The 26047-nt window shown below is 45.5% G+C and carries 27 protein-coding genes; 19 read left to right on the forward strand and 8 right to left on the reverse strand.

The window, feature by feature from the left end:
- Positions 1-3 precede the first annotated feature (3 nt).
- The 3 genes from sigK (at position 4) to DFP94_RS00525 (ending at position 1836) form a co-directional block, all read left to right on the forward strand.
- Positions 4-702, forward strand: coding sequence for an RNA polymerase sporulation sigma factor SigK (gene sigK, locus DFP94_RS00520; protein WP_114494504.1), 699 nt, complete (start codon positions 4-6; stop codon positions 700-702).
- A gap of 484 nt (positions 703-1186) precedes the next feature.
- Complete coding sequence (locus tag DFP94_RS25250) at positions 1187-1666, forward strand: type 2 periplasmic-binding domain-containing protein (RefSeq protein WP_147273822.1); 480 nt, start codon at positions 1187-1189, stop codon at positions 1664-1666.
- Positions 1609-1836, forward strand: a complete 228-nt coding sequence (locus DFP94_RS00525) for an ATP-binding cassette domain-containing protein (protein ID WP_181872980.1) — start codon at positions 1609-1611, stop codon at positions 1834-1836. Before DFP94_RS25250 ends, DFP94_RS00525 begins: the two co-directional genes overlap by 58 nt.
- Before the next feature lie 8 nt (positions 1837-1844).
- On the opposite strand, the gene DFP94_RS00530 is transcribed toward DFP94_RS00525, so the two are convergent.
- Positions 1845-2051 carry a hypothetical protein gene (locus tag DFP94_RS00530; protein WP_147273823.1) on the reverse strand — a complete coding sequence of 69 codons (207 nt, stop codon included), beginning with the start codon at positions 2049-2051 and terminating at the stop codon, positions 1845-1847.
- A 462-nt stretch (positions 2052-2513) separates the two neighbouring features.
- Between DFP94_RS00530 and DFP94_RS00535 the strand changes: the two genes are divergently transcribed.
- The 5 genes from DFP94_RS00535 (at position 2514) to DFP94_RS00555 (ending at position 9291) form a co-directional block, all read left to right on the forward strand.
- A complete protein-coding gene (locus tag DFP94_RS00535; RefSeq protein WP_181872981.1) occupies positions 2514-3593 on the forward strand; it encodes an AI-2E family transporter in 1080 nt (359 codons plus the stop codon).
- Between the two features lie 759 nt (positions 3594-4352).
- Complete coding sequence (locus tag DFP94_RS00540) at positions 4353-5288, forward strand: LytTR family transcriptional regulator DNA-binding domain-containing protein (protein WP_114494508.1); 936 nt, start codon at positions 4353-4355, stop codon at positions 5286-5288.
- A gap of 138 nt (positions 5289-5426) precedes the next feature.
- Entirely contained in the window at positions 5427-6272 is an 846-nt protein-coding gene (locus DFP94_RS00545; protein WP_114494509.1) for an ABC transporter ATP-binding protein, read from the forward strand.
- A complete protein-coding gene (locus tag DFP94_RS00550) occupies positions 6269-6979 on the forward strand; it encodes an ABC transporter permease (RefSeq protein WP_114494510.1) in 711 nt (236 codons plus the stop codon). Before DFP94_RS00545 ends, DFP94_RS00550 begins: the two co-directional genes overlap by 4 nt.
- A 35-nt stretch (positions 6980-7014) precedes the next feature.
- Complete coding sequence (locus DFP94_RS00555; protein ID WP_114494511.1) at positions 7015-9291, forward strand: preprotein translocase subunit SecA; 2277 nt, start codon at positions 7015-7017, stop codon at positions 9289-9291.
- Between the two features lie 164 nt (positions 9292-9455).
- On the opposite strand, the gene DFP94_RS00560 is transcribed toward DFP94_RS00555, so the two are convergent.
- Positions 9456-10313: an SDR family NAD(P)-dependent oxidoreductase gene (locus DFP94_RS00560; protein ID WP_114494512.1), complete on the reverse strand. Its 858-nt coding sequence runs from the start codon at positions 10311-10313 to the stop codon at positions 9456-9458.
- 175 nt (positions 10314-10488) lie between these two features.
- Here DFP94_RS00560 and DFP94_RS00565 point away from each other — a divergent pair, with 175 nt between their 5' ends.
- Positions 10489-10977 (forward strand): MerR family transcriptional regulator, encoded by a 489-nt coding sequence (locus DFP94_RS00565; protein ID WP_114494513.1) that lies wholly within the window; start codon positions 10489-10491, stop codon positions 10975-10977.
- A gap of 259 nt (positions 10978-11236) precedes the next feature.
- Here the strand turns inward: DFP94_RS00565 and DFP94_RS00570 are convergent, their stop codons facing one another.
- Together DFP94_RS00570 and ytxJ are read right to left on the reverse strand one after the other, a co-directional pair.
- Positions 11237-11497 carry a rhodanese-like domain-containing protein gene (locus tag DFP94_RS00570; RefSeq protein WP_114494514.1) on the reverse strand — a complete coding sequence of 87 codons (261 nt, stop codon included), beginning with the start codon at positions 11495-11497 and terminating at the stop codon, positions 11237-11239.
- Positions 11498-11585: 88 nt separating this feature from the next.
- Positions 11586-11924: a bacillithiol system redox-active protein YtxJ gene (gene ytxJ, locus DFP94_RS00575; RefSeq protein WP_114494515.1), complete on the reverse strand. Its 339-nt coding sequence runs from the start codon at positions 11922-11924 to the stop codon at positions 11586-11588.
- 571 nt (positions 11925-12495) lie between these two features.
- Between ytxJ and DFP94_RS00585 the strand changes: the two genes are divergently transcribed.
- Both DFP94_RS00585 and DFP94_RS25810 read left to right on the forward strand, forming a co-directional pair.
- The gene (locus DFP94_RS00585; protein ID WP_245954552.1) at positions 12496-12831 is read left to right on the forward strand and encodes an alcohol dehydrogenase catalytic domain-containing protein; all 336 of its coding nucleotides are present in this window, start codon (positions 12496-12498) and stop codon (positions 12829-12831) included.
- Complete coding sequence (locus tag DFP94_RS25810) at positions 12758-13141, forward strand: hypothetical protein (protein WP_245954403.1); 384 nt, start codon at positions 12758-12760, stop codon at positions 13139-13141. The genes DFP94_RS00585 and DFP94_RS25810 overlap by 74 nt, the downstream gene beginning before the upstream one ends.
- Before the next feature lie 789 nt (positions 13142-13930).
- On the opposite strand, the gene DFP94_RS00590 is transcribed toward DFP94_RS25810, so the two are convergent.
- Together DFP94_RS00590 and DFP94_RS00595 are read right to left on the reverse strand one after the other, a co-directional pair.
- Positions 13931-14413 (reverse strand): nitroreductase family protein, encoded by a 483-nt coding sequence (locus tag DFP94_RS00590; RefSeq protein ID WP_114494516.1) that lies wholly within the window; start codon positions 14411-14413, stop codon positions 13931-13933.
- Between the two features lie 44 nt (positions 14414-14457).
- On the reverse strand, positions 14458-15027 hold the full coding sequence (locus tag DFP94_RS00595; protein WP_114494517.1) for a nitroreductase family protein: 570 nt from the start codon (positions 15025-15027) through the stop codon (positions 14458-14460).
- A gap of 343 nt (positions 15028-15370) precedes the next feature.
- Between DFP94_RS00595 and DFP94_RS00600 the strand changes: the two genes are divergently transcribed.
- Positions 15371-15847 (forward strand): MarR family transcriptional regulator, encoded by a 477-nt coding sequence (locus DFP94_RS00600; RefSeq protein ID WP_114494518.1) that lies wholly within the window; start codon positions 15371-15373, stop codon positions 15845-15847.
- A gap of 180 nt (positions 15848-16027) precedes the next feature.
- Positions 16028-16936 carry an EamA family transporter gene (locus tag DFP94_RS00605; RefSeq protein ID WP_114494519.1) on the forward strand — a complete coding sequence of 303 codons (909 nt, stop codon included), beginning with the start codon at positions 16028-16030 and terminating at the stop codon, positions 16934-16936.
- Between the two features lie 503 nt (positions 16937-17439).
- Here DFP94_RS00605 and DFP94_RS00615 read toward each other — a convergent pair.
- Entirely contained in the window at positions 17440-18393 is a 954-nt protein-coding gene (locus DFP94_RS00615; RefSeq protein WP_114494521.1) for a sugar kinase, read from the reverse strand.
- 183 nt (positions 18394-18576) lie between these two features.
- Between DFP94_RS00615 and DFP94_RS25815 the strand changes: the two genes are divergently transcribed.
- Together DFP94_RS25815 and DFP94_RS26435 are read left to right on the forward strand one after the other, a co-directional pair.
- A complete protein-coding gene (locus DFP94_RS25815) occupies positions 18577-18858 on the forward strand; it encodes a beta/alpha barrel domain-containing protein (RefSeq protein WP_245954554.1) in 282 nt (93 codons plus the stop codon).
- Between the two features lie 859 nt (positions 18859-19717).
- Positions 19718-20026 (forward strand): transposase, encoded by a 309-nt coding sequence (locus DFP94_RS26435; protein WP_114494522.1) that lies wholly within the window; start codon positions 19718-19720, stop codon positions 20024-20026.
- A 357-nt stretch (positions 20027-20383) separates the two neighbouring features.
- On the opposite strand, the gene DFP94_RS26440 is transcribed toward DFP94_RS26435, so the two are convergent.
- Positions 20384-21184 carry an IS110 family transposase gene (locus DFP94_RS26440; protein ID WP_181872982.1) on the reverse strand — a complete coding sequence of 267 codons (801 nt, stop codon included), beginning with the start codon at positions 21182-21184 and terminating at the stop codon, positions 20384-20386.
- Positions 21185-21441: 257 nt separating this feature from the next.
- Here DFP94_RS26440 and DFP94_RS26245 point away from each other — a divergent pair, with 257 nt between their 5' ends.
- From DFP94_RS26245 to DFP94_RS00655, 4 genes are all read left to right on the forward strand, one after another.
- A complete protein-coding gene (locus DFP94_RS26245) occupies positions 21442-21537 on the forward strand; it encodes a cysteine-rich KTR domain-containing protein (protein ID WP_281269467.1) in 96 nt (31 codons plus the stop codon).
- A 347-nt stretch (positions 21538-21884) separates the two neighbouring features.
- The gene (locus DFP94_RS00645) at positions 21885-22571 is read left to right on the forward strand and encodes a response regulator transcription factor (RefSeq protein ID WP_114494524.1); all 687 of its coding nucleotides are present in this window, start codon (positions 21885-21887) and stop codon (positions 22569-22571) included.
- Complete coding sequence (locus DFP94_RS00650; protein ID WP_114494525.1) at positions 22568-23710, forward strand: HAMP domain-containing sensor histidine kinase; 1143 nt, start codon at positions 22568-22570, stop codon at positions 23708-23710. The genes DFP94_RS00645 and DFP94_RS00650 overlap by 4 nt, the downstream gene beginning before the upstream one ends.
- A gap of 2 nt (positions 23711-23712) precedes the next feature.
- Positions 23713-26043: an ABC transporter permease gene (locus tag DFP94_RS00655; protein ID WP_114494526.1), complete on the forward strand. Its 2331-nt coding sequence runs from the start codon at positions 23713-23715 to the stop codon at positions 26041-26043.
- The last annotated feature ends 4 nt before the right edge of the window (positions 26044-26047 follow it).

Below are 26047 nucleotides of genomic sequence, written 5' to 3' on the forward strand. Positions count from 1 at the left end.
TCTTTGCCCGGATTGATTACTGCCATAGCTTTGTTCATCAAACAGCTGACGTTGCTTGTGTCTTACGTAAAAAATAATGCGTTTCCCCAGCCTTTGACGGAAGAAGAGGAAACGAGGCATCTGCAACGGATGGCCGAAGGCGACGCGGTGTCCCGCAATTTGCTCATCGAGCATAATTTACGATTGGTGGCGCATATAGTAAAAAAATTCGACAACACCGGCGAGGATTTGGAGGACCTCATCTCCATCGGAACGATAGGACTCATCAAGGCGATTGAGAGCTTCCGACCGAACAAAGGCACAAAGCTGGCCACGTTTGCGGCCCGTTGTATCGAGAACGAAATACTTATGCATTTACGGTCACTAAAGAAAACCCGAAAGGATGTATCCCTGCATGATCCGATCGGAACGGACAAAGAAGGAAATGAGATTACGCTAATAGATATTCTTGGAACGGAAGCGGATGATGTCGTGGACCGGGTCCAGCTCAAAATGGAGAAGAGCAAGATTTACCGGAACCTCGACATTCTGGATGAGCGGGAACAGGAAGTCATTAAAGGCCGATTCGGGCTGGAACATGGGGGAGAAGAGCGGACCCAGCGCGAAATCGCGAAGGAACTCGGCATCAGCCGGAGTTATGTGTCCCGAATAGAGAAACGGGCGCTGATGAAGCTGTATCATGAGTTTTATAAGAAAAAGTAATTTTGTACAAAGATTTAATAGAGTTTCTACGGGCAGATTGATGAGAATCAGTCTGTTTTTTTACTTTGTGAATGTAACACATATAAGGAGCATTAGGGGGATGTATTTCCGGAAGAAGCTTTTCTGTCGAGCGTGAAAGGTTTATAACAAATCCAAAAGCCACTCTTTATTCAGGAGTGGCTTTTGTTTATATGCGATATGATATTGATTGTTTCGTGCCCAAAGCGTTAAAACCGAAAAGAAGAAATGAGATTACGCTATTAGCTATTTTGGGCACGGAAGCCGGCGATGTCGTGGACCGAGTAGATTCTGTTATTTTATCCGATAATAGATTAATATAAAAATTAGAGGTGCTAGGGTGTGGGAATGTATATAATTGTGAATTATTTCACTTGATTATTTATCAAACGTCGCACTTCCGCGTGTGTACATACTTCAAAGCTTATGGGAAATGAAATCAGTTTTTCAAAAAAGGGGGATTACGTTGCGCAAGTTCAATTTAATATCTTTGCTGCTTATAGGTTCACTTGTGATTGGACTGGCAGGTTGTACAAGCTTGACGGCGCCTGACGCTTTAAAGTTGAAGGTGATGAATCGCGACAATGAAAAAAGATACTTTAATGATACATACGGTGACATGTTCCATGCCCAGAACGATTCGATTGAGATTGAGCTTGTTAGACCCAAAAGTATGAAACTTGAGAAGACTGCTTCGAACTATGTGCAAGCTCTCCAACAGTCTATCGAACAAGAACAACTGGATGTTCTTCAGCTAAGTATTTATGAATATAATCGGTTGTCAGCAGCAGGGTTCTTGTTAGATCTTGAACCGCTAGTGGTGCGGGATCAATACAATATCGACACGATTTATCCTTCAATTACCAGCTTTCTAAGGGAACATATATCATGGGTTTTATCGGTGTCAACGGTGCAGGTAAAACAACGACGATCCGGGGCGGTTTGATCCATTCGGTACCGGGAGAAGGTTGCTTTGTGGCCGATTTCCCGCCCGGCGAGATGCTGCGAATACGTAACGAAATGGTTACGAAACAATTGGCTGGCGAGGTGTCCTATTACAAGTCCTTCGGGCTCACCTTGGAAGAGATGGTCGAACTGTTGAAAAAGGTTTATTAACGCAGCTTTTAGGTTAGTGATTTCCTGGTGAGCTGAAAATTTCCCCGTAAAAATTCCTGTTCATAAATCGCTTGAAATCTTTTCAATACATACCGCGCCTGGTCTGCACTCCGGATCATGATGCCGTCCTTGATCGCATTTATGATGCTCATATCGTTCTCCGGAAAGTCGGAATGGTTCAAAGTGATCACCTGCCAGTCCAATTTCCGGGTCAATTCCTGATCCCGGCGCTTGCGCCTATAAACAATGCGATATGTTCATGCGGGTTCTTCTTCATTGTGCATCTCCTCCTGATTACGTGAAATTTCTCTGATAGCGCACATTCTATATCTTGGAGTAAGCTCCAAGATGTAGAATGCACAAAAAACAATCAGCCCAATCGCCTCGCTGCAACAGGTCGTCGATTTTATCGACATGAAGCTGGGGGAGGGGAAATATCGCCGGGATTGTTTGGATGTAGGTCTGGAGGGTTCAATAGCGAAAAGGACGGGAGAGCCGGAATCAAAACCCGTCTCACCAAGCGAGACGGGTTACTTTTCCATGTCGGTTAAAGGGGCAAGGGACATCGTTTCGTGTTGTAAGTAGGACAACTCATGGAGCAGCCAACCTTTATAAGCAGTAAAGTTTATATTATAATATTTGGCATGTACAAATTTTGAAGGTAGGTGTGAATGCAGATGAGCTTGCTTGATAAATGGACACGCGGTGGGAAGTTTGTTCTGATTATACTGGCCATCGTTTATTTATTTTCTCTTGTAAAACCCTTTTTCTTGCCGATGCAAGCAGTCATGGGTGCGATCTTAATCCCTTTGCTGCTTGCGGGCTTCTTTTATTATTTGCTTCGGCCAGTAGTTGCTTACATGGAAAGATATAAAATCAAACGGTCTATAGCGATCCTAATACTTTATGTTGTCTTGGTGATATTGGCTATTGGATTTATTGCAGGGGTCTGGCCGCTCCTTCGCGATCAGTTGTTTAATTTAGTGCAAAACATTCCGAACTTTCTGGTTAAGCTTGATGTCCAAATTAAAAATCTGGGAGAGGATTCATTTCTCTCGAAGATCCTTCCGTCTGATTCGAACTTGCTTGCTAATCTGACTGATTATTTAAGCAAAGGAATCGCCTTTCTAAGCAATTATTTATCCAGCTTTATTTCTTTTCTGTCCCAATTCGCTATCGTTTTGTTTACTTTTCCGATTTTGCTTTATTACATGCTGAAGGAGGGCCATCGCTTCAAGCGGGGTCTAGCCAAACTTTTTCCTGTTCGATACCGGAGAACCGTGTATCGCGTAACCAGAGATATGGACAAAGGATTAAATGATTATATTATCGGGAGGGTCATTGTCAATTTAGCATTAGGAATTCTTATGTTTATCGGGTTCATTATAATAGGACTTCCTTACGCCCTATTATTGACTTTGATTGCGGTTATCCTCAACTTTATCCCCATGTTTGGCGCTATTATTTCATCTGTTCCGATTGTTATTATTGGTTTAATCGAGTCTCCATCTATCGGTATTTGGGCACTGGTAATAATTTTAGTGGCGCAGCAAATTCAGGATAATGTGATCTCACCGTATGTTTTCGGAAAAAAACTGGACATCCATCCGGTGACGACGATCCTTCTTGTTTTGGGAAGCGGAAATTGGTTTGGCATTATCGGGATGCTGGTAGTCATTCCGGTATACATGATGCTGAAAATTGTCTGGAAACGCATTTACACTTTGTTCATCAGCTCCCGTTGGGAAAATTTATAAAGCGAGGACCGGTATGGAACGTATCGAAAATTTCATTCGGGAGATTTAACGAGGTTACGGTGATCCCGATAAGTTTTTGCAATAGCGAAGGCGAGCCTTTATTTATGTTCCCGAATTTTGAAAAAAGCCTTCTCAATTGAACGATTTAGTCAAGCCCTTTGGCGTAACACCGAATCTGGAATTATCCAATTTTAATTTGTAGCTTACAATTTCAAGCGTCTTTTTATGTTGAAAAAAGGGTTGCGACCCTTTTTTTGCTTTCTTTGACATCATATCATCTCTCTCCCGGAATTTCGGCAGCAGCGGAGCAGGGGCCAAGTTTGGAGAAGCGCAAGTTGTTGTTTAGAAGATAACGATAGCCATTCAAAAATATTCTAGGATCAGGAAAAGTTTTTAAAACCCAAAAGTGGTTTGAAAACTGCTTGAGAGACAGTTCCCGTTGTCAAATGTAGTTTATTTGAAAAGTAGTCGCCAGAAGGGATTATTCCGGGTCGACTACTTTTCTTTGTTGACGTCGTTGCCCGACTTTCGGATGATGATGAGCAAGGCAAAGCCACTTGGTAACACCGGGACTTTCCCTATTCCTAACTATAGCCTGCTAGATGGATCGGATGTAAAGCATAAGGATCAAACGACTTTTTATATTCTGATTAGGCTTAGAGAAGATATGTCGTTATCTCTTTCATTAGAAACTGACAAAAAAGTATCCCAACCTTATAATTGTTATATATCCTATATCGGCCTGACCAGGAGGATGGCATGCAATTTCAACCAATCTATTTTGATGGGAAATTATTTCTACCGAAGATCGAATTCGATATGACATCGAACCAATCGATTGGCATTATAACGGACTTGAAGCGAAAGCAGCTTTTAATGAATCAATTGGAGGATCATTCCCGATATTATTTATTTCGAGCGGGGCAAAACGAGTATATGCATTTAACGGTGGAAGAGCTGATCACTTTTCTAATCCATGTAACGGAGCGGAATGAGCGGGTCGCTCTGTTAGTGGATTATTTTGCTTTAAAAGAAGAACGAAAGGTAAAAATCAAGGATCTAAGCTCATCGAAAAGAATGTATGTGACATTACTGCGTGTCTTTTTTGCGCATCAGCCTACACTCGTATTGGAAGAACCTTATTTTTACTTGGAAGAAGAAGATCGTTGTCATATTAAACGGATTTTAGATGACCTTTCGAAAGAGAAGCAGATTTTAATTTTAACTTCAAATTTAGAGGATGCCATGATTTCCTGCGATGCCATTTATCGATTGAACGAATTGGGATTTCATCCGCTGGATATTCGGGACTCGGAAGAGGATAAGCAGGAGATGCAGGAACAGGATCGGGCCAATATCACCTTGCAGAAGATTTATACGAAAAGAAATGACAAAGTGATTTTATTTGATCCGCCGGAAGTCGATTACATAGAAAGTATAGATGGTTCGATTCTTGTTCATGTGGGTGGAGAAAATTATGTCTGTGCTTTGACGCTAACCGAGCTTGAGCAGAGATTGTTGAATTTTGGATTTTTTAGGTGTCATCGATCCTATATCGTTAACTTGCAAAAAGTAAGAGAGATTATTACATGGACGAAGAATAGCTACAGCTTGCGATTAAATACAGGTAAAGATGCCGTGGTTCCGTTATCCCGTTCAAAATTGCAGGAATTAAAAGTACTTCTTAACCTTTAATTTCCGGGGGAATATCGACCAATCAAGCATTCCATGGTACCATTCAGACAATAAAAGCTACATTTCGACGGGTTTTGATGGCTGGAGGCATGCGATTTTTATAAACTTAAGCCATCAACTCTCAAGGAAGTGGCGTTCATGGATGTTATCCAAGTAGAACATATTCGAAAGAGATTTGGAAATAAGGATGCATTGGCAGATGTGTCTTTTTCAATTCCGAAAGGGGAAATTTTTGGTTTCCTGGGTCCGAGTGGTTCAGGAAAAACGACATTAATAAAGATTTTAACGGCGCAGTTAAATCCGACAAGCGGACAGGCAAGTGTATTTAACCAGCCGGCAGAAATGATGGATCAGTCTGCTCAGAAAATGCGCTTTGGCATTTTGACGGATAACAGTGGTCTATATGAGAGATTATCGATTGAGGAAAATCTGGAGCTGTTTCGCCAATTATATGATCTTCCAAGATCTTCGATCGATAAGGTTCTGCAGTTTGTTAACTTAAGCGGAGAGCGCAAAAAGAAAGTCAATCTCTTATCGAAAGGGATGCGTCAGCGTGTCATGTTAGCATGCGCAATTATCCATGAGCCGGAATTATTATTTTTAGATGAACCTACTTCGGCTTTAGATCCAGTAAACTCAGCGCATATTTATAAAGGCTTACGCTACTTAAATGAGAAAGGGACAACGATCTTTTTAACGACCCATGATATGGCTGAGGCAGAATTGATATGCAACCGTGTAGCGATTTTGTATCAGGGACAAATCCAAACCATCGGCTCACCAAAGGAACTTAAACGGCAGCATCGGGAAAACATAGTTAGTGTTGAGCTAATCAATGGGGAAGCCTACGACCTCCCGATCGATGAGGGAACGGCTGATCAAATCGCCGATTGGATGAAACGAGGGTTAGTTGATCGATTAGAGACGAAAGAGCCAAGTCTAGGTGATATCTTTATTAAAATGACAGGAAGTGAGTTACTATGAGTATCTCATTAAAACGTGCCCGGGCGATATTTGTGAAGGATTACAAAGAGTTTTCTCGCAATTATGCGGTCTCCATTATGTTGATTTTCCCAATTATCCTCGCATTTCTTTTTCGGGGGGCAGGTGCGTCTTTGCCTGGAGCCAGCGGTTTTCTTTTTAATACTTCGTTTGTATTATTAACATGTTTCGCACAAGCCTGCTTGATTGCGGAAGAAAAGGAGCGTAACACTTTACGGTCATTAATGATGACTCCGGCTACGACCTTGGATGTTCTAATCGGTAAAAGTTCTTTAGTCTTTGTCATGTCTGCTGTTGTTCTGGCTATTGCTACGTTTATATTTGGATATGAGCCAGCTAGTATATGGGCGTTTGTGGCAACAATCATTCTTTCGATTATTCTCTATACAGCAGCCGGGACGATATGTGGTTTATTCTCCAAGACGTTGCTTGAAGCATCATTATCTATACTTCCTGTGGCGTTCGTATTCATGGGGGCACCTTGGGGAGCGCTACTAGTGAAGGATTATCCGGTCTTCAAAGTGCTGGATTACGTGCCAAGCAGTCAGCTTGTGCGTTTGCTAGGTATAAGCAATACAGGCTTTACGACGGGAGATTTATTAAAACCCCTCCTCATTACATTGGTATGGACGGTTGTATTAACGATTGTGTCTGTTGTTTTGTATCAACGACGGTTAAAGGATGAGTAGATGGTGTGTTTCTACCGAGGAGGGATCAAATTCCGATGAATTTAGCCGTTAAGTTGATACGAGAATTCAAAGACCACGATAACCGGCAAAAGCTGAAAGGCTATCGGGACAAAGTGGAGCTCATCAGGAAACGAAACCTGGAAGCTTGGGACGATCAGCGGCTGCAATCGGAATCTCTCCGGCTGAAAAAGGCAGCAAAATCGGGTACGCCTTTGGATGAACTGCTTGTCGATGCTTATGCGTTAGTCTGCGAGGCAGCGAAGAGAAAGCTCGGATTACAGCCTTACGATGTTCAGATCATGGCTGCCATCGCTCTGCACGAGAGGTTTTTGATCGAGCAGCATACCGGTGAAGGAAAAACACTCTCCGCTGTTATGCCTGCTTATCTAAATGCGCTAACCGGCGAAGGCGTTCATGTGCTGACTTTTAACGATTATTTGGCAAAGCGAGATGCGGAGTGGATGGGCCCGATCTATCGTTTCCTCGGGTTAACGGTAAGCTCGGTTCAGGCTGGCATGAGCTTGTCCGAGAAACGGGAAGCGTACGCCGCGGATATCACCTATGTTACGGCCAAAGAGGCGGGATTCGATTATTTGCGCGATACAATAGCGCTACACGAAGCCGATACCGTGCATCGTCCTTTCCACTACGTCATCGTCGACGAAGCGGATTCGCTGCTTCTCGACGAAGCGCGGGTACCGCTAGTTATCGCCGGCGAGCCGGGCTCTTCCAAGAGCGACGGTACTCGTTTCGCAGAAGTGGCTCGGCAGCTACAGCAAGTAGAGCATTACGACTTCGACGATTTTCAGCGGAACGTTTACTTGAATGAAGCAGGCGCCGAGAAAGCGGAGTCGATGCTGGGATGCGGTAATTTGTACGATAGCCATAATAGTCATTTGTTAACATCATTGAATTGTGCGCTGCATGTGGAATCGTTATTAAAAAAAGACGTCGATTACATCGTCCGGGACGGTAAAATCGAGCTGATCGAAGAATATACCGGCCGCGTGGCCGAGAACAGATATTTGCCGGACGGGCTGCAAGCCGCGCTAGCGGCCAAAGAAGGGCTGCAGTGGACAGCCGGCGGGAAAATTCTTGGGACAATCACCATTCAACACTTCATTAGCCTGTACCCAAGTATTTGCGGAATGACGGCTACCGCGCAGGCTTCCGCAATGGATTTCGAAGATACTTATAGGTTGCAGGTCGTGCAAATCCCGCCGAACCGGGCAAATATACGGATCGACCATCCACACCGGATCTACACCCATAAAGAAGCCAAATTCAAGGCGCTTATCCAAGAAATCTTGTCTGTCCATAGGGCGGGACGTCCCATTCTGATTGGCACGTCAAGCGTCGAAGAGTCTGACAAGCTGGCGGAGGCGCTGGCGGTTGCTGGCGTACTTTGCCATGTTCTGAATGCGAAGAATGACGCAGAAGAAGCTGAAATCGTGGCCAAAGCGGGAGAAGTCGGTGCCGTGACGGTGTCTACGAATATGGCGGGGCGCGGCGTCGACATTCGGCTTGGCGGCGGCAACCCCATGCAAGCTGAAGTTGTCGCCAAGCTAGGCGGGTTGTACGTAATTGGTACACATGTTAACGAAAGTGTGCGGATCGACGACCAATTGCGCGGGCGTTCCGGCCGCCAAGGCGACCCTGGAGCTTCCGTATTCTTCGTAAGTTTGGAGGATGAGTTGCTGCTACAGTTCGGTATGCATAAAACGGTTCGCGCTCCCAGACAGGATGAGGCGCTCGAAGAGCCGGGACTCCGCAGCAAAATCACGCGTATTCAACGCATTGTTATGGGGCAAAACTTCGATATCCACCAGGAACTGAACTGTTATTCGGATATGGTGGAGGATCAGAGGCGTATTCTATACTGGGAGCGGCTCGGAATTTTGAAAGGCGAGAAGCCGCTGAGCCCTTCGGAGCAGCGGGTACGGCTTTTTTATATCGATAAGCTCTGGTCTAACCATCTGGCATACGTTTCTTACCTTCGCGAAGGCATCCACTTGGAGAGCCTTGCCAGCCGCAATCCGATCGACGAATTTCATGCGCAAATTACTGAAGCATACGAGCAGATTATGGACAACGTAAATAGAGAGTCGGCGGATATGCTTGCAAAGCTCGGAGGTTCGAATGATCCGGCGAAGTGGGAGAAGTTCGGTCTGAAGAGCCCTACTTCCACTCGGACGTATATTATCAATGATCAATACATCCAGAATAAGCGCAATTCATGGACCTGGGCGACCGTAATGGCTTATTACCTTCGCAAGTTTATGAGGCCGATATTCGGGTGGGAAAAATTTTGATCGGGACGAATATGAGCAAACGCACGATTCATCCGTTTCCCCTAGAATCTGCTTATATATTTTGTCCGCTTGGATTTCTCAATTTTGTAAAAAGATCGCAGAGATAGTATCTGCGATCTTTTCTATTTCCGCGTAACCAAAGGACAGGTTCATCCCGCCGAAGGTTATAAATTCCGTTGCAAAAAATCGTGTTCATAAATCGTTTGTAGCCTTTCCAAAACGCTCCGCGCCTGGTCTGAAAATTTTAATTCCGCAACCTGGCCTTTCACCAAAAACACGCCGGTTTTATTCCGGTGTTCCCCGAGAGCCCCTTCATACAGCTTGTTGGCGCCGTGAGTTGGCGGCGGGAAAAATAACTTCATTAATACTCCAACCAAGAGAGGCAATCCGGATGTTTTCCCTTTTTTTAGCGTATTATTGCCGCCTGGGTCGACGCTGCGGATCATGATGTCGTCTTCGGCAAGCTTCGGCGCGATGGCTTGAGTCCACAGTGAAAGAGCTAGCTTAGAGGTGGCGTAAGGACCGATCAGCTTGCGGAAGGTTTTGGGACGTTCCAGGATATCGATCGTAAACTCATTCGTAAATTTTAGCGCGGAGGATGAGGTATTGATCACCGTTTTAAAGCTGCTGATTTTCAGGAGCTCCTTCAACTCCATCAGTAAAATATACGGAACGACCGTCAACAGCTCATAATGCCTCTCGCGTCCTTGTTTCGAATAGCTTAGCTCGGGAAAGGACCCGCCGGCGTTATTGAACAAAATATCGATTCGCGGCTCTTTACTTTTGATCTCTTCCAAAGTACGTCTCAAGCTGACATAATCGGCAAGATCGCCTGTTTTATAAATTCGAAGCAATCCACTTTTGACCGCATTCTGGATGCTCATATCCTCCTTTGGAAAGTCGGAGCGGTTCAAAGCAACCACTTGCCAGTCCTCCGACAGCAATTTCCGGGTTAATTCCAACCCGATCCCGGCGCTTGCGCCTGTTATTAATGCGATATGCTCACGCGGGTTCTTGTTCATTGTGCATCTCCTCCTGATATCGAAATATTTGCCTTGATAGCGCAAATACTACAACTTGAAGTCGACTCCAAGTCAAGGCGTAAAAATCAAAGTTTTTCCTAAAAACAAGCAACTTGACTTGGAGCCAGCTCCAAGATGTATAATGCATAAAAAAACAATCTATGGAGGGAACAGGATGAAGGAAGAGCAGACCTTTTCGATAAAACAAACTGCCGAGCAAACCGGAATTACTGAGGATACAATCCGTTATTACGAAAAGATCGCGCTGCTGCCTCGTGCAAGGCGTAAGGACAACGGACATCGCATCTATCGACAGGAGGACATCGATACGATCCGGCTGATCGCCTGCCTGAAAAAAACGGGGATGCCGCTAGAGGAAATGAGGCCTTTTTTGGGGGTCTCCATCGATACCGATCCCGCAGAATATCCCGAACTGGTGGAACTCTTAAGGAGCCACCGGAAAAATATTGTCAGCCAAATCGCCTCGCTGCAACAGGTTGTCGATTTTATCGACATGAAGTTGGAGGAAGGGAGATTCCGACAGGACTGCCCGGGTGAAGGGCAGGACGGCTTATTGGAGAACAGGATGGGGGAGCCGAAATCCAAGTCTGTTTCACCCGTTGAGAGGAGTTATTTTTCCATGTTGGCCAGAGGGGACAAGTGACACCGTTCGTGACTACAACCTTAAGAAAAAGTAACAAGAATGACTCTGATTCATATAATTGATTTCCTTGCATATTTCTGAGGAAGATCTTCAAACGTTAAAAAACGTACTGAGTGTCTCATTGAGAGATGATAATTTTACTTGGATCTTCAACAAACGAGTGCATTACTTGAAAAATAAAAAAAGAACTTCCGTAAAATGGGGAGTTCTTTTTTCTGCAGAAAATCAATTGAAAAGTTTTGACAAAATGAAGACTCAATCATTGAAAATGATCTTGCCATTCATTTAAGCTTTCTTCCATTCGATAGGCAGTGAAGCCTTCGGTTTGCAATTTTTGGGTAGCCAAAGCCGAGTAGACACATAAAGGACCTCTGCCGTAAGCAATAATTTCCGTATTTTGCGGTAACTCACGAATAAATGTCTCAAGTTCCTCAATAGGGACCGAAATTGCGCCAGCTATATGGCCAGTCTCATATTCTTCTTTTGGTCGTAAGTCTAACAGAATTATGGACCTTTGCATAATTTAGCATGTCTTCCATAATAACTCACTACCTCGATTCTTTCAGTTAATTAGTATGAATTATCTGAAGGACTTACCCATTGGATAATCAGTTTAATACTGCTGTCATGTGTGCCTTTGTAACCGCCCAGTGCGATGCAGACCAATATTTAGATTGGTCTTTCACAAAAATAATTTGGGGTGATTCATGCTTCAAGCCTAAATCTTCTGCAATTTGATTTGATATGGAACGGAATTCGATAACTTTAACAAGTGTATAATCTATTTGTTCATTCGCAGTGTCCTTCAAATATTGTTCATATTCATGAAGCGCATTGGAGCTAACCGGACAGGTCGTACTATGTTTGAGAATAACTTGTCCCCGCGTCGATGATTTCTTAACGATCTCGTTCCATTCTTCAAGAGTAGTGATTTCTTTCCAATTCATCCAAGTATGCTCCTTTCAATTATTAGGTGTCAATCAATTGAATAATTGAATTTTAACATGTTTCGTTCATTTATTAAATGTAAAATTGAAATTGCATAAAAGAAGTAAATATCGTTCTCAAATACTAAAGGATTAATTGATTGATAAATTGATTAGAGGTGTACACTACATACAGAGAGCCGTTCCTAACAGGAATTACCGGGGTTTTGTTTCTAAGGAATTGTTGGTTCGTGACGAAGATGTTCAAGTGCTTCACGGATTCTGCAGTGCTGCAGATGCCAAGGCTTATTTGGAAAGTAAACTATTTAACAAGGATGTCGTAGCTGGGCTTAAACTTCTTCTTCAAGCTGAACCGGAAATTCGAATTTACAGTGCTTATTAATTAAATCATCTAGCCCCTTTAGAAAAGCAAATAATTAAATCAAAAATACTAAGAGAGGAACCGGGAGCGCAAAATGTGTACTTCCGGTTCCTTTTGTTATATATGAATCATGATTCCGCATCCGAATTGTAGGAGGAAAGATGCATGAAAATGATGAATGCTATACAAATCCCGGGTAAAGGAGAAAAAATGAGGTTAGTTGATATTCCCGTGCCTCAACCGGGAGAAGGACAAGTGCACCTTCGTGTAGAAGCTTGCGGCGTATGTAACGGGGACTCGATAGCTATTAGTGGATTCGCTCCTGAGTATCCGCGGATTCCGGGTCATGAAGTTATCGGTATTGTAAAGGAGCTTGGAGCCGGTTCAATTCAATGGAAGGTTGGACAACGAGTAGGCATTGGAGGGCATGGAGGTAATAACCATGTGACGGGCCTAACCATGGACGGAGGATATGCTGAATACATGGTTGCCTTTGAAGATCGAAGATGCTGCGCCGCTAATGTGTGCCGGAGAGACCACCTTTAGCGTTATTCGAAATAGTAAGGCGCGGCCGGGCGGGGCGTTCGGAACGGATGAGCCGATCCGGCGCGAAGAGGCAGCGATCTTCATCTGGCGCCTGGTCAAATTCGCCATGGATGCCGCGCCCGCCCAAGCAGACTTGAAGAGGCCGGTCGCTCCATGGGCTTCGGAAGGCGTTCAGTACGTGGTCAGCCGGGAACTCTACGGTCCCGAAGTCGAAGCGAGCGGCGGAAAAGTCGATTATAAACCGCGGGACCCTCTTCTTAGGCAAGAAGCGGCGGCGTTGATCGATATGATGCAGCAGAAGCTTCTCTAATCGTTCACAACGACAAGCAAGCGATCCATCCGGGTCGCTTGCTTGTTCCGTTTTCGTTCAATGACAGCATCTTCGTCACTACTGCAGCCAAAGAAATTTATTTATCCGCAACAATCGTTCCGCGGAGCGGGTTATCTTGCATTGCAGAAGAGTGATTGGCATGATTGTCGAGAAATCACTTGCGTTGGATAATAAACTCAAGCATGCATTTTGTTAAATAGTTCACTCTCAGCCTATACTCAGCAAATTGCTGCAAAAATACATTATTTTTAGCTGGAAAATGGGGAAATGAAGTAAATTGCTGCAAAAGTGCACTATTTTTTGTTGGCATATATAGAAAAGAGGCACTACTGAGCGAAAAAGATGCACATTTGCAGGATTTTTGCTGGGGTACGATGAATCGCCTCAAATTGCTGTATTATTGCATTATTTCTCAAGAGTGGGCTTCAGTAGTGAAGATCTCAAATAGCTTCAATAAGTGCTCAATAAGTACTCAATAAGTACTCAATAAGTACTCAATAAGTACTCAATAAGTACTCAATAAGTACTCAATAAGTACTCAATAAGTACTCAATAAGTACTCAATAAGTACTCAATAAGTACTCAATAAGTACTCAATAAGAACTCAATAAGTACTCAATAAGTGCTCAATAAGTACTTAGAAAGTCTTCAATAGGAGCTGCAGTAGCGTATTCATCGAGCAACGGGGAGGAGCACTGCGCCCGAGATATCTCAGTTTAGGCACTTTCCTTACCCATATGAATTCAAGCCGCCGAAATCGCTTGTCTGTTAACATTCGCTAATACGAAGCCTAGAGGTATGAATTTCTTTAGTTGTGTCTCCGATTTCCGCATAACCGATATCAAGAATTGCAGCAATTCGTTCATGATCCCGGATTCCTAATCTTTGGCGCAATGAGGAATCGTGTATCCAATCATCCATACAAATTAACATGCCGATGTTTTGTTCCAAACCAAGCAATCTCATGTTTTGAATCAAGCAGAATACGGCGGCTAAATCCTCCTCTTGCTTGTGCATATCGTCTACTGCATCCGCAATGACGACAAGATGAGCCGGTGCCTCGCGGTGGAGCGGCATCGCTTCTCTCCCTTTTTCACCTTCCACGAACAGAAACCGCCAAGGCTCCCTCAAGCCATCATTCGGTGCCCATACGGCTGTTTCCAACAGTTTCAGAATTAATTCGGGTTCAACTTCTTTCTGTTCAAAACGACCCGGCCGGCAACTTTTCCCCAATAAACTCGTTATAGACAAGGCATTCTTCTCCTCCTTTCAAAGTCCCAATGAAACCAAAGAAATCAGATTTGCGGCCAGTGTAGCCACTTCTTGGAGGCTGGCGTACGTTTTCTAGGGCGAGGCGTTTTTTCGATGAAACCGAAGAGCAAAATACCTACCAATCGTTCCCGGTCCGAGATGCCCAGTTGTTCGAAGAAAGGTTTGGTATACAACATTTCATCCGAACGCCAAAACATGCCGATGCCCTTCTCCCAAGCCAAAAGCTGCAAGTTTTGCAGGAAAAAGCAAGCATTCGCATAATGCATATCTTTCTGTTGCTGCGAATCATGGTCATCCACTACTATGACCAAGAGACCGGGGACCTCGGAAAAAAACTTAGCCATCGTCTCTTTCACGGAACGGGGAATGAGTTTTCCCATTCGGGTAGCAGTAAAGGAATCCAGCATGTAATGCGACAAGCGATTTTTGGACTCGTTTTGCAGGGCTATAATAAGCCGCATGGATTGCAGCATTTGTGGGTCGCACGAAACCGCCGCCCGATTAAATAACTCTTGCATCAAATGATCCGGCACAGCTTGATCGGCGAACTTCCGTATGCTTCTACGCTCTTTGATTATGGATTCCACGCTCATTCACATTCCTGCCTTCCAAGTAAAATAACTGCCTTGAGTTGATTGTTTAATCATCTATGGGCTTCCGCTTCCGTATTTATGACTCTTCCCCCAGCCACGGACAATTGTTTCTGAAAAAACAAAGAACCTTCTTGACGATTTATAGTTTCATTAGAATGAATTTATTAGACATTAAATCATTTAAATCCATTATTAAAACAATTAACATAGTTTCTTATGAAACAATATTTATTGTACTGTCCACACTTTATTGTGTCAACTAACGGTCTAATCGGTCACTATTGTTTCTAGGGAAATAATCTATGATATAATGTTGAAAATGAGTCGAGGAGCCAGCAGAACTATGGGTACTTCCAACCGAAACAAAGCCGCAATACATGAATTTTTCATTCGGTTTCTTCAGCAAAAAGAACAATATGAAACCCGAATAGCATCCACTTACCTTGAGGATATCCGCAAGCATATAGATGCGGACTTTAGCTTGAATATGACGGAGCTGCACACCATTGCGTGCATCGGAGAGCAAGAGCCGATCAATCTCACTTCCATCGCGGAAAGGTTAAATTTAAGCAAAGGGAACACCTCCAAGATCGCCAAAAAGTTACTCGAGGCAGGTTGGGTTCGAAAAGCCCAGCTCAACGACAACAAAAAGGAAGTGTACTTTCGGCTTACGCCTGTCGGGAAAAAGCTGTTTGCCGCTCATGATGAGCTCCATACGAAGGAAGAGCAAAGAATGTACGAGTTTTTGGAAAGATATAGCGAAGCCGAGCTTGAAATTATTAAACGACTGTTCGAAGATCTGACTGAATTCTATCGATAACGAAAATAAGAGAAAGCTTGACAACGACTAAAGTGTGCTTTTATACTGTTTTTCGAAACGGAATACTAAAAATTGATTTTGGATGTGGACTTTTCTGGAGATCGATCTCTATTTTCGCCACACAAAGGCCTTACTGGCCATTTGTGTGGTTTTTTTTGCATTCAAAAAGGGAGGACTATCATGAAATTCTGGCACTATGCGTTGATTGTTTTTTTAGGAGGCTGTTGTTACGGGATATTGTCCACATTTGTTAAATTGGCGTATGCAGCTGGTTTTACAGTGTCGGTAGTAACCGGAGGACAGTATTTTTTCGGAGTTGTACTTGCCTGGCTTGCCGTTTTATTTACCAAAAAGAAAAAATTAACTTCTTTACAAATCTCAAAACTTATTCTGTCCGGAATTCCGTTCGGGTTAACGGGCATATTTTATTATCAAGCCTTACAAACCCTGAATGCTTCACTTGCCATTGTTTTTTTGTTCCAATTTGTTTGGATCGGGGCCCTATTGGAGTGGGTGTTCCATAAGAAAAAACCGACAAAGAGTAAGCTTATCTCCATTGTAATGCTACTAATCGGATCTATTTTGGCAGCCAATCTGCTGTTTCAGGAACGCATGGCGTTGTCTTGGCAGGGAAGCATTTGGGGATTGCTTGCTGCATTATCTTTTTCCTCATTCGTTTTTTTGAGTAGCTTTGTTGAAAAGGAAGCCCCTCCCATATTAAAAAGCGCTCTTCTTTCCACGGGGGGAGTAATAACCGTATTTATCGCATTTCCGCCCACGTTTTTGTTTGATTTGGAGGTATTGATGGGGGTGATTCCTTATGGATTGGTATTGGGTATATTCGGGGTCGTCCTTCCGCCCCTTTTGTTTTCCATTGGAATGCCGCATGTCGGTTCAGGGTTGGGAACCATCCTGACGGCATCCGAACTGCCGGTTGTCGTTACCATGTCCTCTTTGGTGCTGGCTGAACCAATAAGCTTGCCTCAGTGGATTGGAGTGATCGTTATTTTAGGCGGGATTATTAACGGCAATATCAGATCCGGAAATTCGAACAAGAAAGCCTTAAATATCCAAAAGGCGGCCGGTTAGATTAATATAAAAAGCTGCGGGTCGTTTAAGGGCTTCCGTATTAAGAATGAGAAGGCAAAAAAGAAAGAATGTACTTATGTATCAAGGAAAGTTACGAAAAATCGTTAGGGTACTGTTGGTTTAATATACCGTTTTAACCTTGTATTTTTTGTTTGTGGGTTTCAATAGAGGCTCTTCTAATTTAGACCAAGGGTAGCGATTCAGCTTAGTACCTGAAGGAATTCCTTTGCACTTTTCCCATGGGGAGGGACTTTCGGATTTGGTTTTTTGAATTGGGAAATTTCGTGGTATTCATACGCTTTGTTATTCTGGGCATTACGTTTCTGGAAATTTTACAGATGATTTCCCGTCTAGGTCAGCCGGAATTATGCGTCACCATGGAAGCCGGTGATCAGGATGATCTTGATCACCGGCTTTTGCATTTTTCCATAATCGACTATTTTACGTTTTTAGGATAGGAATCGGGAAATGAACGATTTTCTTTCAGAATATCATTGTTAATCTTAGTGGCTTGCGGTCGCCAAAAAGCGTTCAAGCTCGCTCCGCGTCGGAAGGCCGTCCATGTCGCCCTGCGACTGGATCGCAAGTGCCCCAATCGCGTTTCCACGGCTGACGGACGCATGCACGCCAAGATCCTCCAGAAGCCCGCTAATGACGCCGGTAGCGAAACCGTCCCCTGCTCCGACCGTGTCGACCACGCGCTCCACCTTGAATCCTTCGGCAAATCCCTCGGTCTGACGAGATTTATAATAAGCTCCTTGCGGCCCCATCTTGATAACCACCAGTGAAACGCCAAGATCCAAGTAATAGTCTGCAATATGTTCCGGTTCTGTTAATCCGGTAAGTATTTTTGCTTCGCCGATTCCCGGCAGGAACCAGTCGCTTTTGACTGCCAAGGCATTGATGGTCCGAGCCATCGTCTCCTTATCCGGCCATAATACCGGACGCAGGTTGGGGTCCAGCGAAACCGTTTTGCCCCGCAGCTTCATGTAGTCTATGGCGTGATGGGAGAATTCCAGCATGGACGGCGATAAAGCGGCCGAGATCCCGGTGACGTGCAAATGTCTGGCGCCGTCGAAATACGCTTCGTCGAAATCCGCCACGCTTAACGTGGAAGCCGCCGAATTCTTGCGGAAGTATTCCACTTTCGGATCTCCGCTCATCACGTTGGATTTCATAAGCATGCCGGTGGCATGTTCTTTTGTGAAAATAACGCGGGACGTATCGACGCCCTCTTCGTTTTGGATGTTTATAATAAACTTGCCTAAGTTATCTTCCCCAAGCTTGGTCACGTACCCGGTAGGATGACCAAGACGGCTCAAGCCTACCGCTACGTTGCTTTCCGCTCCGGCAAGCGCTTTGGAAAAGGATGCTGCCTCATGCAATTCGCCGGCTTCGTTGGCGTAAAACATGGCCATCGCTTCACCGAAGGTAATTACGGATAATGACTTGTTCATAATACTTCCTCCTTTGGATAATGCAGCGCTTTCACTTGGCTAAATAAAATATCATATAATTCTGATGTTTGACAATGACAGCTCTATGAACCGGTGTTATGGGATGAGTTTAAAAAGATTGACTCAATTTCCGTAGGCGTGGTAGCCGTCATTCGTGCTGATAACGCCGACGATGCCTTCAAAATGTCCGAAGCTTGCGTTAAGGGCGGGCGGACTTACGAATATCGAAGTCACCTTTACCACTCCATCAGCCGACGAGGTGATTCGGCGGTGATTGGAGCCGGGACCGTACTGGATCCGGTGACCGCCCGAATCGCTTTGCTGGCAGGAGCCGAGTTCGTCGTCAGCCCATCGTTCGAGGAAGAAACGGCAAAGCTTTGCAATTTGTACGGCATTCCATATATGCCCGGGGTGCAAACGCTCGGCGAGATCAAAGAAGCGATGAAATTTGGGCCGATGTATTAAAACTGTTCCCCGGCAGCGCGTACGGAGAGGATTTCGTCAAGGCCGTAAGAGGCCCAATGCCGCACCTGAACATCATGCCTACCGGCGGCGCAAGGGCGTTACGACCAGATCACGGATTTGGCGGCCCAGTACGTGACAAAATTTCAAGAGATTAAGTCATCCGGCAAATAAGCCCCAAAACCGATGGGGCTGTCCAGAAAGTCAGTGAAAACTGACTGCTGGAAGCCCCGCTTTTGTTGAATGAAAAAATAGAACAAAAAAAACCGTCTTTTCCTGTAGAATAGAAGTTACCACACCACCAGCTCAGGAAGAGGCGATTTTTTTGCATAATTAAACGGCTACTACCGAACAGTATATCACGGAGCTGACGCCTCCTCTAGAGGGCTTGGAAGAAAAGATGGTTTCCAACGAACCCTTGCACCCACCTTTAAAGACTATGATAACAAACAGGCTCAGATGATTCTGGATCTGGAGATGTATATTCCTGCCCATCATGTGGCGCATGTCATTGATGAGATGATCGAAGGAATCTGTTTTACAGTCTTCATCAGCGGCCGATGGATACACGCTGCTTCATTCCACATTTGGAGCGATTGGCTGTGTCTTTTTTGCCGATGCGGGCTATGGCAGTGAGGAAAACTATCTGTACGCGGTTGGCGAAGAAAAGAGCCGCGTTTTGATTTTCTTATCCCTTAAGGAAGCTACATGAAAGAGAAGGAACGCCGCTAACTGGATGTATGACGCGTGCAATGACCGCTTTGTTTGCCCGAATGGCCGCTACGTGCACTTTTAAGAAATACCAAACGAAAAAGAACGCTTCGGGCCTGGAGCAAAGCTTTTACAATTATGAATGTGAGGATTGGGAGATTGTCCATTCAAGGCAAGCTGCACGAAGGCAAAGGGTAAACGCCAGGTCCATTGGAATACGATCTGGGAAGAGTTAAAAGCAAAGGCCGAAAAAGCCCTTGAGGATGGCGAGAAATCAGCCATCTATGCTCGACGCAAAGTCGAGGTGGAAAGTGTATTTGGTCACATTAAGGGCAACCGGTCGTTCCGTCGGTTCTCCTTGCGAGCACTAGACAAGGTACACATCGAGTTTGGAAATTGTGGCCTTAGCCCACAATCTACTGAAGATAGCAGGCATCCGCCTCGCTGCTTTCCTGCATAAACAAGCACATAAAAAAGTTGGGTGGAAAACACGGTGGTTTCCAGCCCAACTTTTTTTCTGAGAAAAGAAGTCCGCACTATGATGGGTTTATCTTTCTACGTCGAAGGAGAGCGGAAAAAGGACAAGAGGATGCCCGGGAACCGGAATATTCGGTACCCTGTTTATCTTCCATACATCCGTCTATATTTTTAAGTTACATATTTAGCAGTGGTCTCGTTCAACGTTGGCTTGCTTCGTTTTGAGCATGTGGTAGAGAATGACTAGCATTTTCTTGGCGAGAGCCACCAAAGCCCTTTTTCTTGCCGCGACGTGAAGCTAATGACCAAAACTTCGTAGATAGTCGTGTATTTTGGGCTTTCAATGCAGCCCAAGCAGCTTCGCCAATGCGGTTTTGATGTGGGGGTTACCTTTCACGGTGCGTGTACTTTTTTTTGACCCGCACTTTCGTGATTTCCGGGAGCCACACCAGCCCAGGAAGCCAGGTGGGCTGCTGTTGGAAATTGCACCATGTTCGTCCCCATCTCTGCCAAGATGCTCGCCGCTGTTGTACGTTTTACGCCGGGTATCGTTTGCATGAGTGCCATCAATCTCTTCTTTGTAACTGTTGAGATATTCCTCGATCCGTTCATCCAGTTGGCGAATAGACTCTTCGTAAATTGCGATTTCATTCCACAGAAACCGGATCATAAAAAGCTCGTGTTCATCTAGTGTGCCGAACAGCGAATTCGCTAGTGCGGAGACTTTCTTCTTGATTGTTCCTTTCATGCGTGCTTCAATTTTGCCGGACTCAATAAAACCTTGCTCCATTAATCGTATTAGGAGATTGCGTCCGGAAACACCGAAGACATCGCTAATGACCGTTCCAAGTTTAATGTTGGCACACTCTAGAACCTTTTGGAGTCGGTTCTTCTTTGCGGTTAAACCGCCAACCTGTTTCTTGCAAAGGCGAGTGAGCTCACGAAGCTCAGAGGGAGGAACGAAGCTTGGCTCGACCAAACCGTGAAGAAGGAGCTTGGCAATCCATTCGGCATCAGATACATCGGTTTTCCGTCCCGGTACGTTTTTAATTCGCTGTGCGTTAGCCAGAGTAATGTCGAAGTAGCCTTCTAACACATTGTAAACGGGGCGCCAGTAAATACCGGTACTTCTCCATAGCAAGGTGTGTAATCTCCTTACACGCTTCGAGTCCTCATTGTTTTGTTTGCAAGGTCGAACCACCATAAAAAACAACGTGTTTATTCCAATTACGTTCCTTACCAGTATGGAAAAACAGAAAACCGCTAAACCCAGCATGACTTCATTTTCATGTCAGGGTTGCGGTTAAACACCATGGATGTTTTGTTTTAGGGACTTATTGGACAGCCCCTTTTCCGGAAAGAATTTGTTGGGGTGATATATTATTGAAGTTGGAATGGTTGTTCTGTCCTATTTGCCAAAGTGGAACGCGGATTCAGATGCGAGAAGATATGGATCTAAAAAACTTCCCGTTGTTTTGTCCAAAGTGCAAGTAGAAAAGCCAAATCAATGTCAAACAACTAAATATGTCAGTTATCAAACCTGCCAATTTTTCGCGCAGTCGTGTGAATCATTCAAAATAAAATGTGACCATGCTTCTGAGTCCAGTTTAATCAGGTGTTCTATAACACGGGCGTAGTAGATGCGCAGGAACTTATGCTCCAATGCCTCGACCCGCAAAGTCGCAGTATTTTCGTTCCCGGCACAATGTTCAGGATTGACAGCCGGATTGCTGGAGAAATCTTAAGGTAATGTTAAGGTTAACCATGTTTAACTGAAAGGTAGGGCAACTATAATGAACTTACGGCTCGAAGGTATGATGAGTAAGAAGAGAGGTGAAACCATGAGCAAAACTATTCTGATTGTAGATGACGAGAAGGAAATTCGTGAGCTTCTGCGGCTATATATAGAAAAGGACGGCTATTCCGTGATACAGGCTGAAAATGGATTGGAGGCGCTTAAACAGGCTGCGTCCGCACGGATTGATTTGGCTGTCATCGACATTATGATGCCGGAGCTTGACGGCTATCAGCTTATCAAAGGTTTGAGAGAACTCAGCAATCTTCCCATTATTATCGTGAGCGCCAAAACGGAAAACCATGAGAAAATATTGGGGCTTGACCTTGGTGCGGACGATTATGTGACAAAGCCTTTTGACCCTTTGGAGGTCATAGCCCGAATCAAAGCTCAATTACGCCGCTATGACGGAGGTACGGCGGATTTCGAAGCGGCTTTGCTGACGGCAGGCGAACTGTGTATGGATGTTTCCGCTTGCACGCTTAGCTTTGGCAGCGGGACAATCCCTCTTACCGCCACGGAATTTAACATGATGAAACTGTTTATGCAAAGCCCCGGACGTGTATACACCAAACAGCAGATTTATGAAGCTGCATGGCAGGAGGCAGCCGTCGTGGACGACAATACGGTGATGGTCGCCATCAGCAAGCTGCGCGGCAAACTTCCAGGTGACGGTACGGTATCCATCGGAACCGTCCGGGGATTAGGGTATCGTCTGGAGGTGCGTACATGAAGAAAAAGCGTAGTTTCAAAAGAGTCATCATGCGCAGATTCATAGGCTATACCATCGGAATTGCACTGACGCTTCTGGTATTGGAGTTTTTATTCAGTCTGTTTACATTGAATAACGGGATGAACTTCTCGGAACTGGCGTCTTCCCCTCTGGCTGAGGGAACGGAAACCCTTCAAATCACGCTTTCAGTTTTCTGGAATCTTATCACAGTTGCGATATATTTTATAGGGATTGTCCTTTTTGGGCGCGGAATCAACAGGAAAATCATGGATCCTGTACAGAAAATGGATGAAGGTTTCAAGGAGGTTACGGCCGGTCATTTGGACACTACGCTGAACTTTGAAACAGAAACGGAATTTGGGGAAATGCGGGATGCCTTCAATTTTATGGTACGAAAGCTGAAAGACTCCGAAGAAAAGCGAATGACAATGGAAAATGAGAGAATGCGGCTTTTCTCGCACATTGCCCATGACTTGAAAACCCCCATGACAACGATTTCCGGATACGCGCAAGCCTTGGCAAGCGGTATGGTGGAGGAGCCGGACAAACAGCGGGAATACCATCTGGCGATTAAAGCGAAATCCGGGCAGATGAACCAATTGATTGACCAGTTGCTTTCCTATTCCAAGCTGGGTACGCCGCAATACCGGATGAATTTTGCGAAGGTTGACCTTGTAGAGCTGCTTCGCGTATCTTGCGCCACTTTGTTTGGTGAAATCGAAAGCAAGCTGATGAAATTGGAGCTGCGGTTGCCGGACAATCCAGTATTTTACATGGCGAATTTGTTGGAAACCAACCGTGCTATTGGAAATTTGCTGACAAACGCAATCCGCCATAACCCGGTGGGCAGCCTATTGTCTGTGGAGCTGACGGATGAACCAGGCTGTATTAAGATACATATTGCCGATAACGGAGCGGCTATCCCGGAGGCCATCGCCGGGAATCTGTTCGAGCCTTTTGTTTCCGGCAGTGATTCAAGAAGTACCAGTAGTGGAACAGGACTTGGGCTTGCCATTGTGAAAAAGGTGATGGAACAGCATTCCGGTGAGGTTTTCGTATTGGACGCCCCCTCTCCTTATACAAAGATGTTTGTCCTGAGTTTTCCAAAAGTTTCAGGACACAGAAAGACGGAGGGGTGAATATGTATCAAAAAATTATTAAAAACGATATACGCAAAAGTAAGCTGATTACCGCGACGATTACGGCGTTTATCCTCGTTGCCGCCATGTTGACCGCTTTGGGCGCATCGCTGACAGTAAATCTGTTCGGCGCTATTGACAATATGCTTCATTCGGCAAAGTCGCCCCATTTTATGCAGATGCACACAGGCGACGTAGATCTGGAACAGTTGCGGAGCTTCGCGGACGCTAATGAGAACGTAGAGGGTTATCAGGTGTTGGAGTTCCTCAACATCGAGGGCGCGGACATTGTCATCGGGGACGATTCCCTTGCTGGAAGCATACAGGACAACGGCCTTTCAGTGCAGGGCGAGAAATTCGACTTCCTGCTTAACTTAAACGGCGAAGTCGTCCGTCCCGCCGACGGCGAAATCTATGTCCCCATCTATTACATGCAGGAAGGAAACGCGGCACTTGGCGATACGGTGACAATCCACGGCATTTCCTTTACCGTCGCGGGGTTTTTACGGGATTCTATCATGAACGCGGCGATGGTAAGCTCCAAGCGGTTCCTTGTGAGCCAAGCGGATTTTGAAAGAGTCCGTGAGTTCGGACAGTTAGAAAACCTTATTGAGTTCCGGCTGGCAGAGGACGTTTCCTTCCCGGCTTTCGAGGCAACCTATCTCGACTCGGGGCTTCCTGCAAACGGCCCGCCCGCTATCACTTACACTCAAGTAAAGATGATAAACGGCATTACGGACGGCATCATGATTGCCGTGCTGGTGTTGATAGGCGTCCTTGTCATCATCGTGGCGTTTTTGTGCATCCGCTTTACACTACTGGCTAAAATCGAAGAGGATTATAAGGAAATAGGCGTACTGAAGGCCGTTGGGATGCGGGTATCGCAGATTAAAAAGCTCTACCTTGCGAAATACGGCGCTATCGCGGGGGTGGCCTGCGCGCTGGGCTTTCTGGCCTCCCTGCCGCTCCAAACGCCTTTCATGCAAAACATCCGCCTGTACATGGGCGAAAGCGGCAGCCCGTTACCCGGCTTGCTCTGCGGGCTTTTGGGGGCGACGGTAATCTGCGGGGGGGTCATGCTGTATGTGAACGGCGTGTTGCGGCGTTTCCGTAAAATATCCGCGGCACAGGCGGTGCGGTTCGGCGCGTCGCAGGAAAAATCGAAATCGGCCAGAATCTTCCGGCTGAGTAATAACAGACTCTTTTCCCGGAATATCTTTCTTGGAATCAAGGATGTTCTTTCCCGGAAAAAGCTGTATGTCACCATGCTGATGGTGCTGATCATTTCCTCATTCATTATGATTGTGCCGCAAAATATCAGCAGCACCATTTCTGCGGAAAGCTTCATCACCTACATGGGCATGGGAATTTCCGACGTTAATATCGGGGTGATGCGGACACAGGTGGAGGATGTTCTGGGGAAGGCGGCGGAAGTTGCCGACGTGCTGGCGGCGGATAAGAATGTTGAAAAGTATGCTTTGTTCACCGGCATGATGTTAGACCGGAAAGCGGACGACGGAACGATGGAGAAGCTGCGGGTGGCATTTGGTGACTATTCCGCCTTTCCTATCACCTACTCCAAAGGCCGTGCGCCGCAGTCGGAATCAGAACTCGCTCTCTCCGTCCTCAATGCTAAAGACCTTGAAAAAACCGTTGGGGATGAAATCATTTTAATCGTTGACGGCGCGGAAAAGCACCTGACGGTCTGTGGGATTTACTCTGATGTCACCAACGGCGGACGAACGGCACAGGCCATTTTTGAGGCAAATAGCAGAGATGTTTTGAGCGTCGGCATGGCGGTCACGTTCCGTGACCGCCAGAGTGTAAAGGCGGCAATATCACAGTACAGGGAACAGTTCCCCTTTGCCAAGGTTACCGGCATCGATGAAAGCATTGGGCAGATGCTCGGCTCTATACGGGACGCCATCAAAATGGCTTCCGCCGTCGCTATCGGGGTAACCGTCCTACTCACACTACTGGTCACGGTGCTGTTTATGAAAATGCTGGTGGCGAAAGACCGCTATCCCATCGCCATACTGAAATCAATGGGCTTCACCGGTGCGGACATTCGCGGGCAGTATCTTACGCGCTCCATCACCGTGCTGGCGCTGGGCGTAATCATCGGCACAATTCTGGCAAACACGCTGGGAGAGCTTGTCGGCATGGCAATCGTTTCTTCCTTTGGCGCAACAAGCTTCCATTTTGCGGTAAACCCGTGGTTTGTCTACCTCGTTTCGCCTCTGCTGATTGCGGGTTGCGTCGTCGTCGCCACCATGCTGGGCGTTTCCGGCATCCAGGCATTAAAGATTTCCGAACATATCAAGGAGGCTTAACATT

It is taken from the genome of Fontibacillus phaseoli (genome assembly GCF_003337355.1).
Lineage (GTDB): Bacteria > Bacillota > Bacilli > Paenibacillales > Paenibacillaceae > Fontibacillus > Fontibacillus phaseoli.

Coding starts and splice junctions, on each gene's coding strand:
- DFP94_RS00525 (WP_181872980.1), top strand. CDS start 1,609: ATGGGTTTTATCGGTGTCAACGGTGCAGGTAAAACAACGACGATCCGG.
- DFP94_RS00535 (WP_181872981.1), top strand. CDS start 2,514: ATGAGCTTGCTTGATAAATGGACACGCGGTGGGAAGTTTGTTCTGATT.
- DFP94_RS00540 (WP_114494508.1), top strand. CDS start 4,353: ATGCAATTTCAACCAATCTATTTTGATGGGAAATTATTTCTACCGAAG.
- DFP94_RS00545 (WP_114494509.1), top strand. CDS start 5,427: ATGGATGTTATCCAAGTAGAACATATTCGAAAGAGATTTGGAAATAAG.
- DFP94_RS00550 (WP_114494510.1), top strand. CDS start 6,269: ATGAGTATCTCATTAAAACGTGCCCGGGCGATATTTGTGAAGGATTAC.
- DFP94_RS00555 (WP_114494511.1), top strand. CDS start 7,015: ATGAATTTAGCCGTTAAGTTGATACGAGAATTCAAAGACCACGATAAC.
- DFP94_RS00560 (WP_114494512.1), bottom strand. CDS start 10,313: ATGAACAAGAACCCGCGTGAGCATATCGCATTAATAACAGGCGCAAGC.
- DFP94_RS00565 (WP_114494513.1), top strand. CDS start 10,489: ATGAAGGAAGAGCAGACCTTTTCGATAAAACAAACTGCCGAGCAAACC.
- DFP94_RS00570 (WP_114494514.1), bottom strand. CDS start 11,497: ATGCAAAGGTCCATAATTCTGTTAGACTTACGACCAAAAGAAGAATAT.
- ytxJ (WP_114494515.1), bottom strand. CDS start 11,924: ATGAATTGGAAAGAAATCACTACTCTTGAAGAATGGAACGAGATCGTT.
- DFP94_RS00585 (WP_245954552.1), top strand. CDS start 12,496: ATGAGGTTAGTTGATATTCCCGTGCCTCAACCGGGAGAAGGACAAGTG.
- DFP94_RS25810 (WP_245954403.1), top strand. CDS start 12,758: ATGCTGAATACATGGTTGCCTTTGAAGATCGAAGATGCTGCGCCGCTA.
- DFP94_RS00595 (WP_114494517.1), bottom strand. CDS start 15,027: ATGAGCGTGGAATCCATAATCAAAGAGCGTAGAAGCATACGGAAGTTC.
- DFP94_RS00600 (WP_114494518.1), top strand. CDS start 15,371: ATGGGTACTTCCAACCGAAACAAAGCCGCAATACATGAATTTTTCATT.
- DFP94_RS00605 (WP_114494519.1), top strand. CDS start 16,028: ATGAAATTCTGGCACTATGCGTTGATTGTTTTTTTAGGAGGCTGTTGT.
- DFP94_RS00615 (WP_114494521.1), bottom strand. CDS start 18,393: ATGAACAAGTCATTATCCGTAATTACCTTCGGTGAAGCGATGGCCATG.
- DFP94_RS25815 (WP_245954554.1), top strand. CDS start 18,577: ATGTCCGAAGCTTGCGTTAAGGGCGGGCGGACTTACGAATATCGAAGT.
- DFP94_RS00645 (WP_114494524.1), top strand. CDS start 21,885: ATGAGCAAAACTATTCTGATTGTAGATGACGAGAAGGAAATTCGTGAG.
- DFP94_RS00650 (WP_114494525.1), top strand. CDS start 22,568: ATGAAGAAAAAGCGTAGTTTCAAAAGAGTCATCATGCGCAGATTCATA.
- DFP94_RS00655 (WP_114494526.1), top strand. CDS start 23,713: ATGTATCAAAAAATTATTAAAAACGATATACGCAAAAGTAAGCTGATT.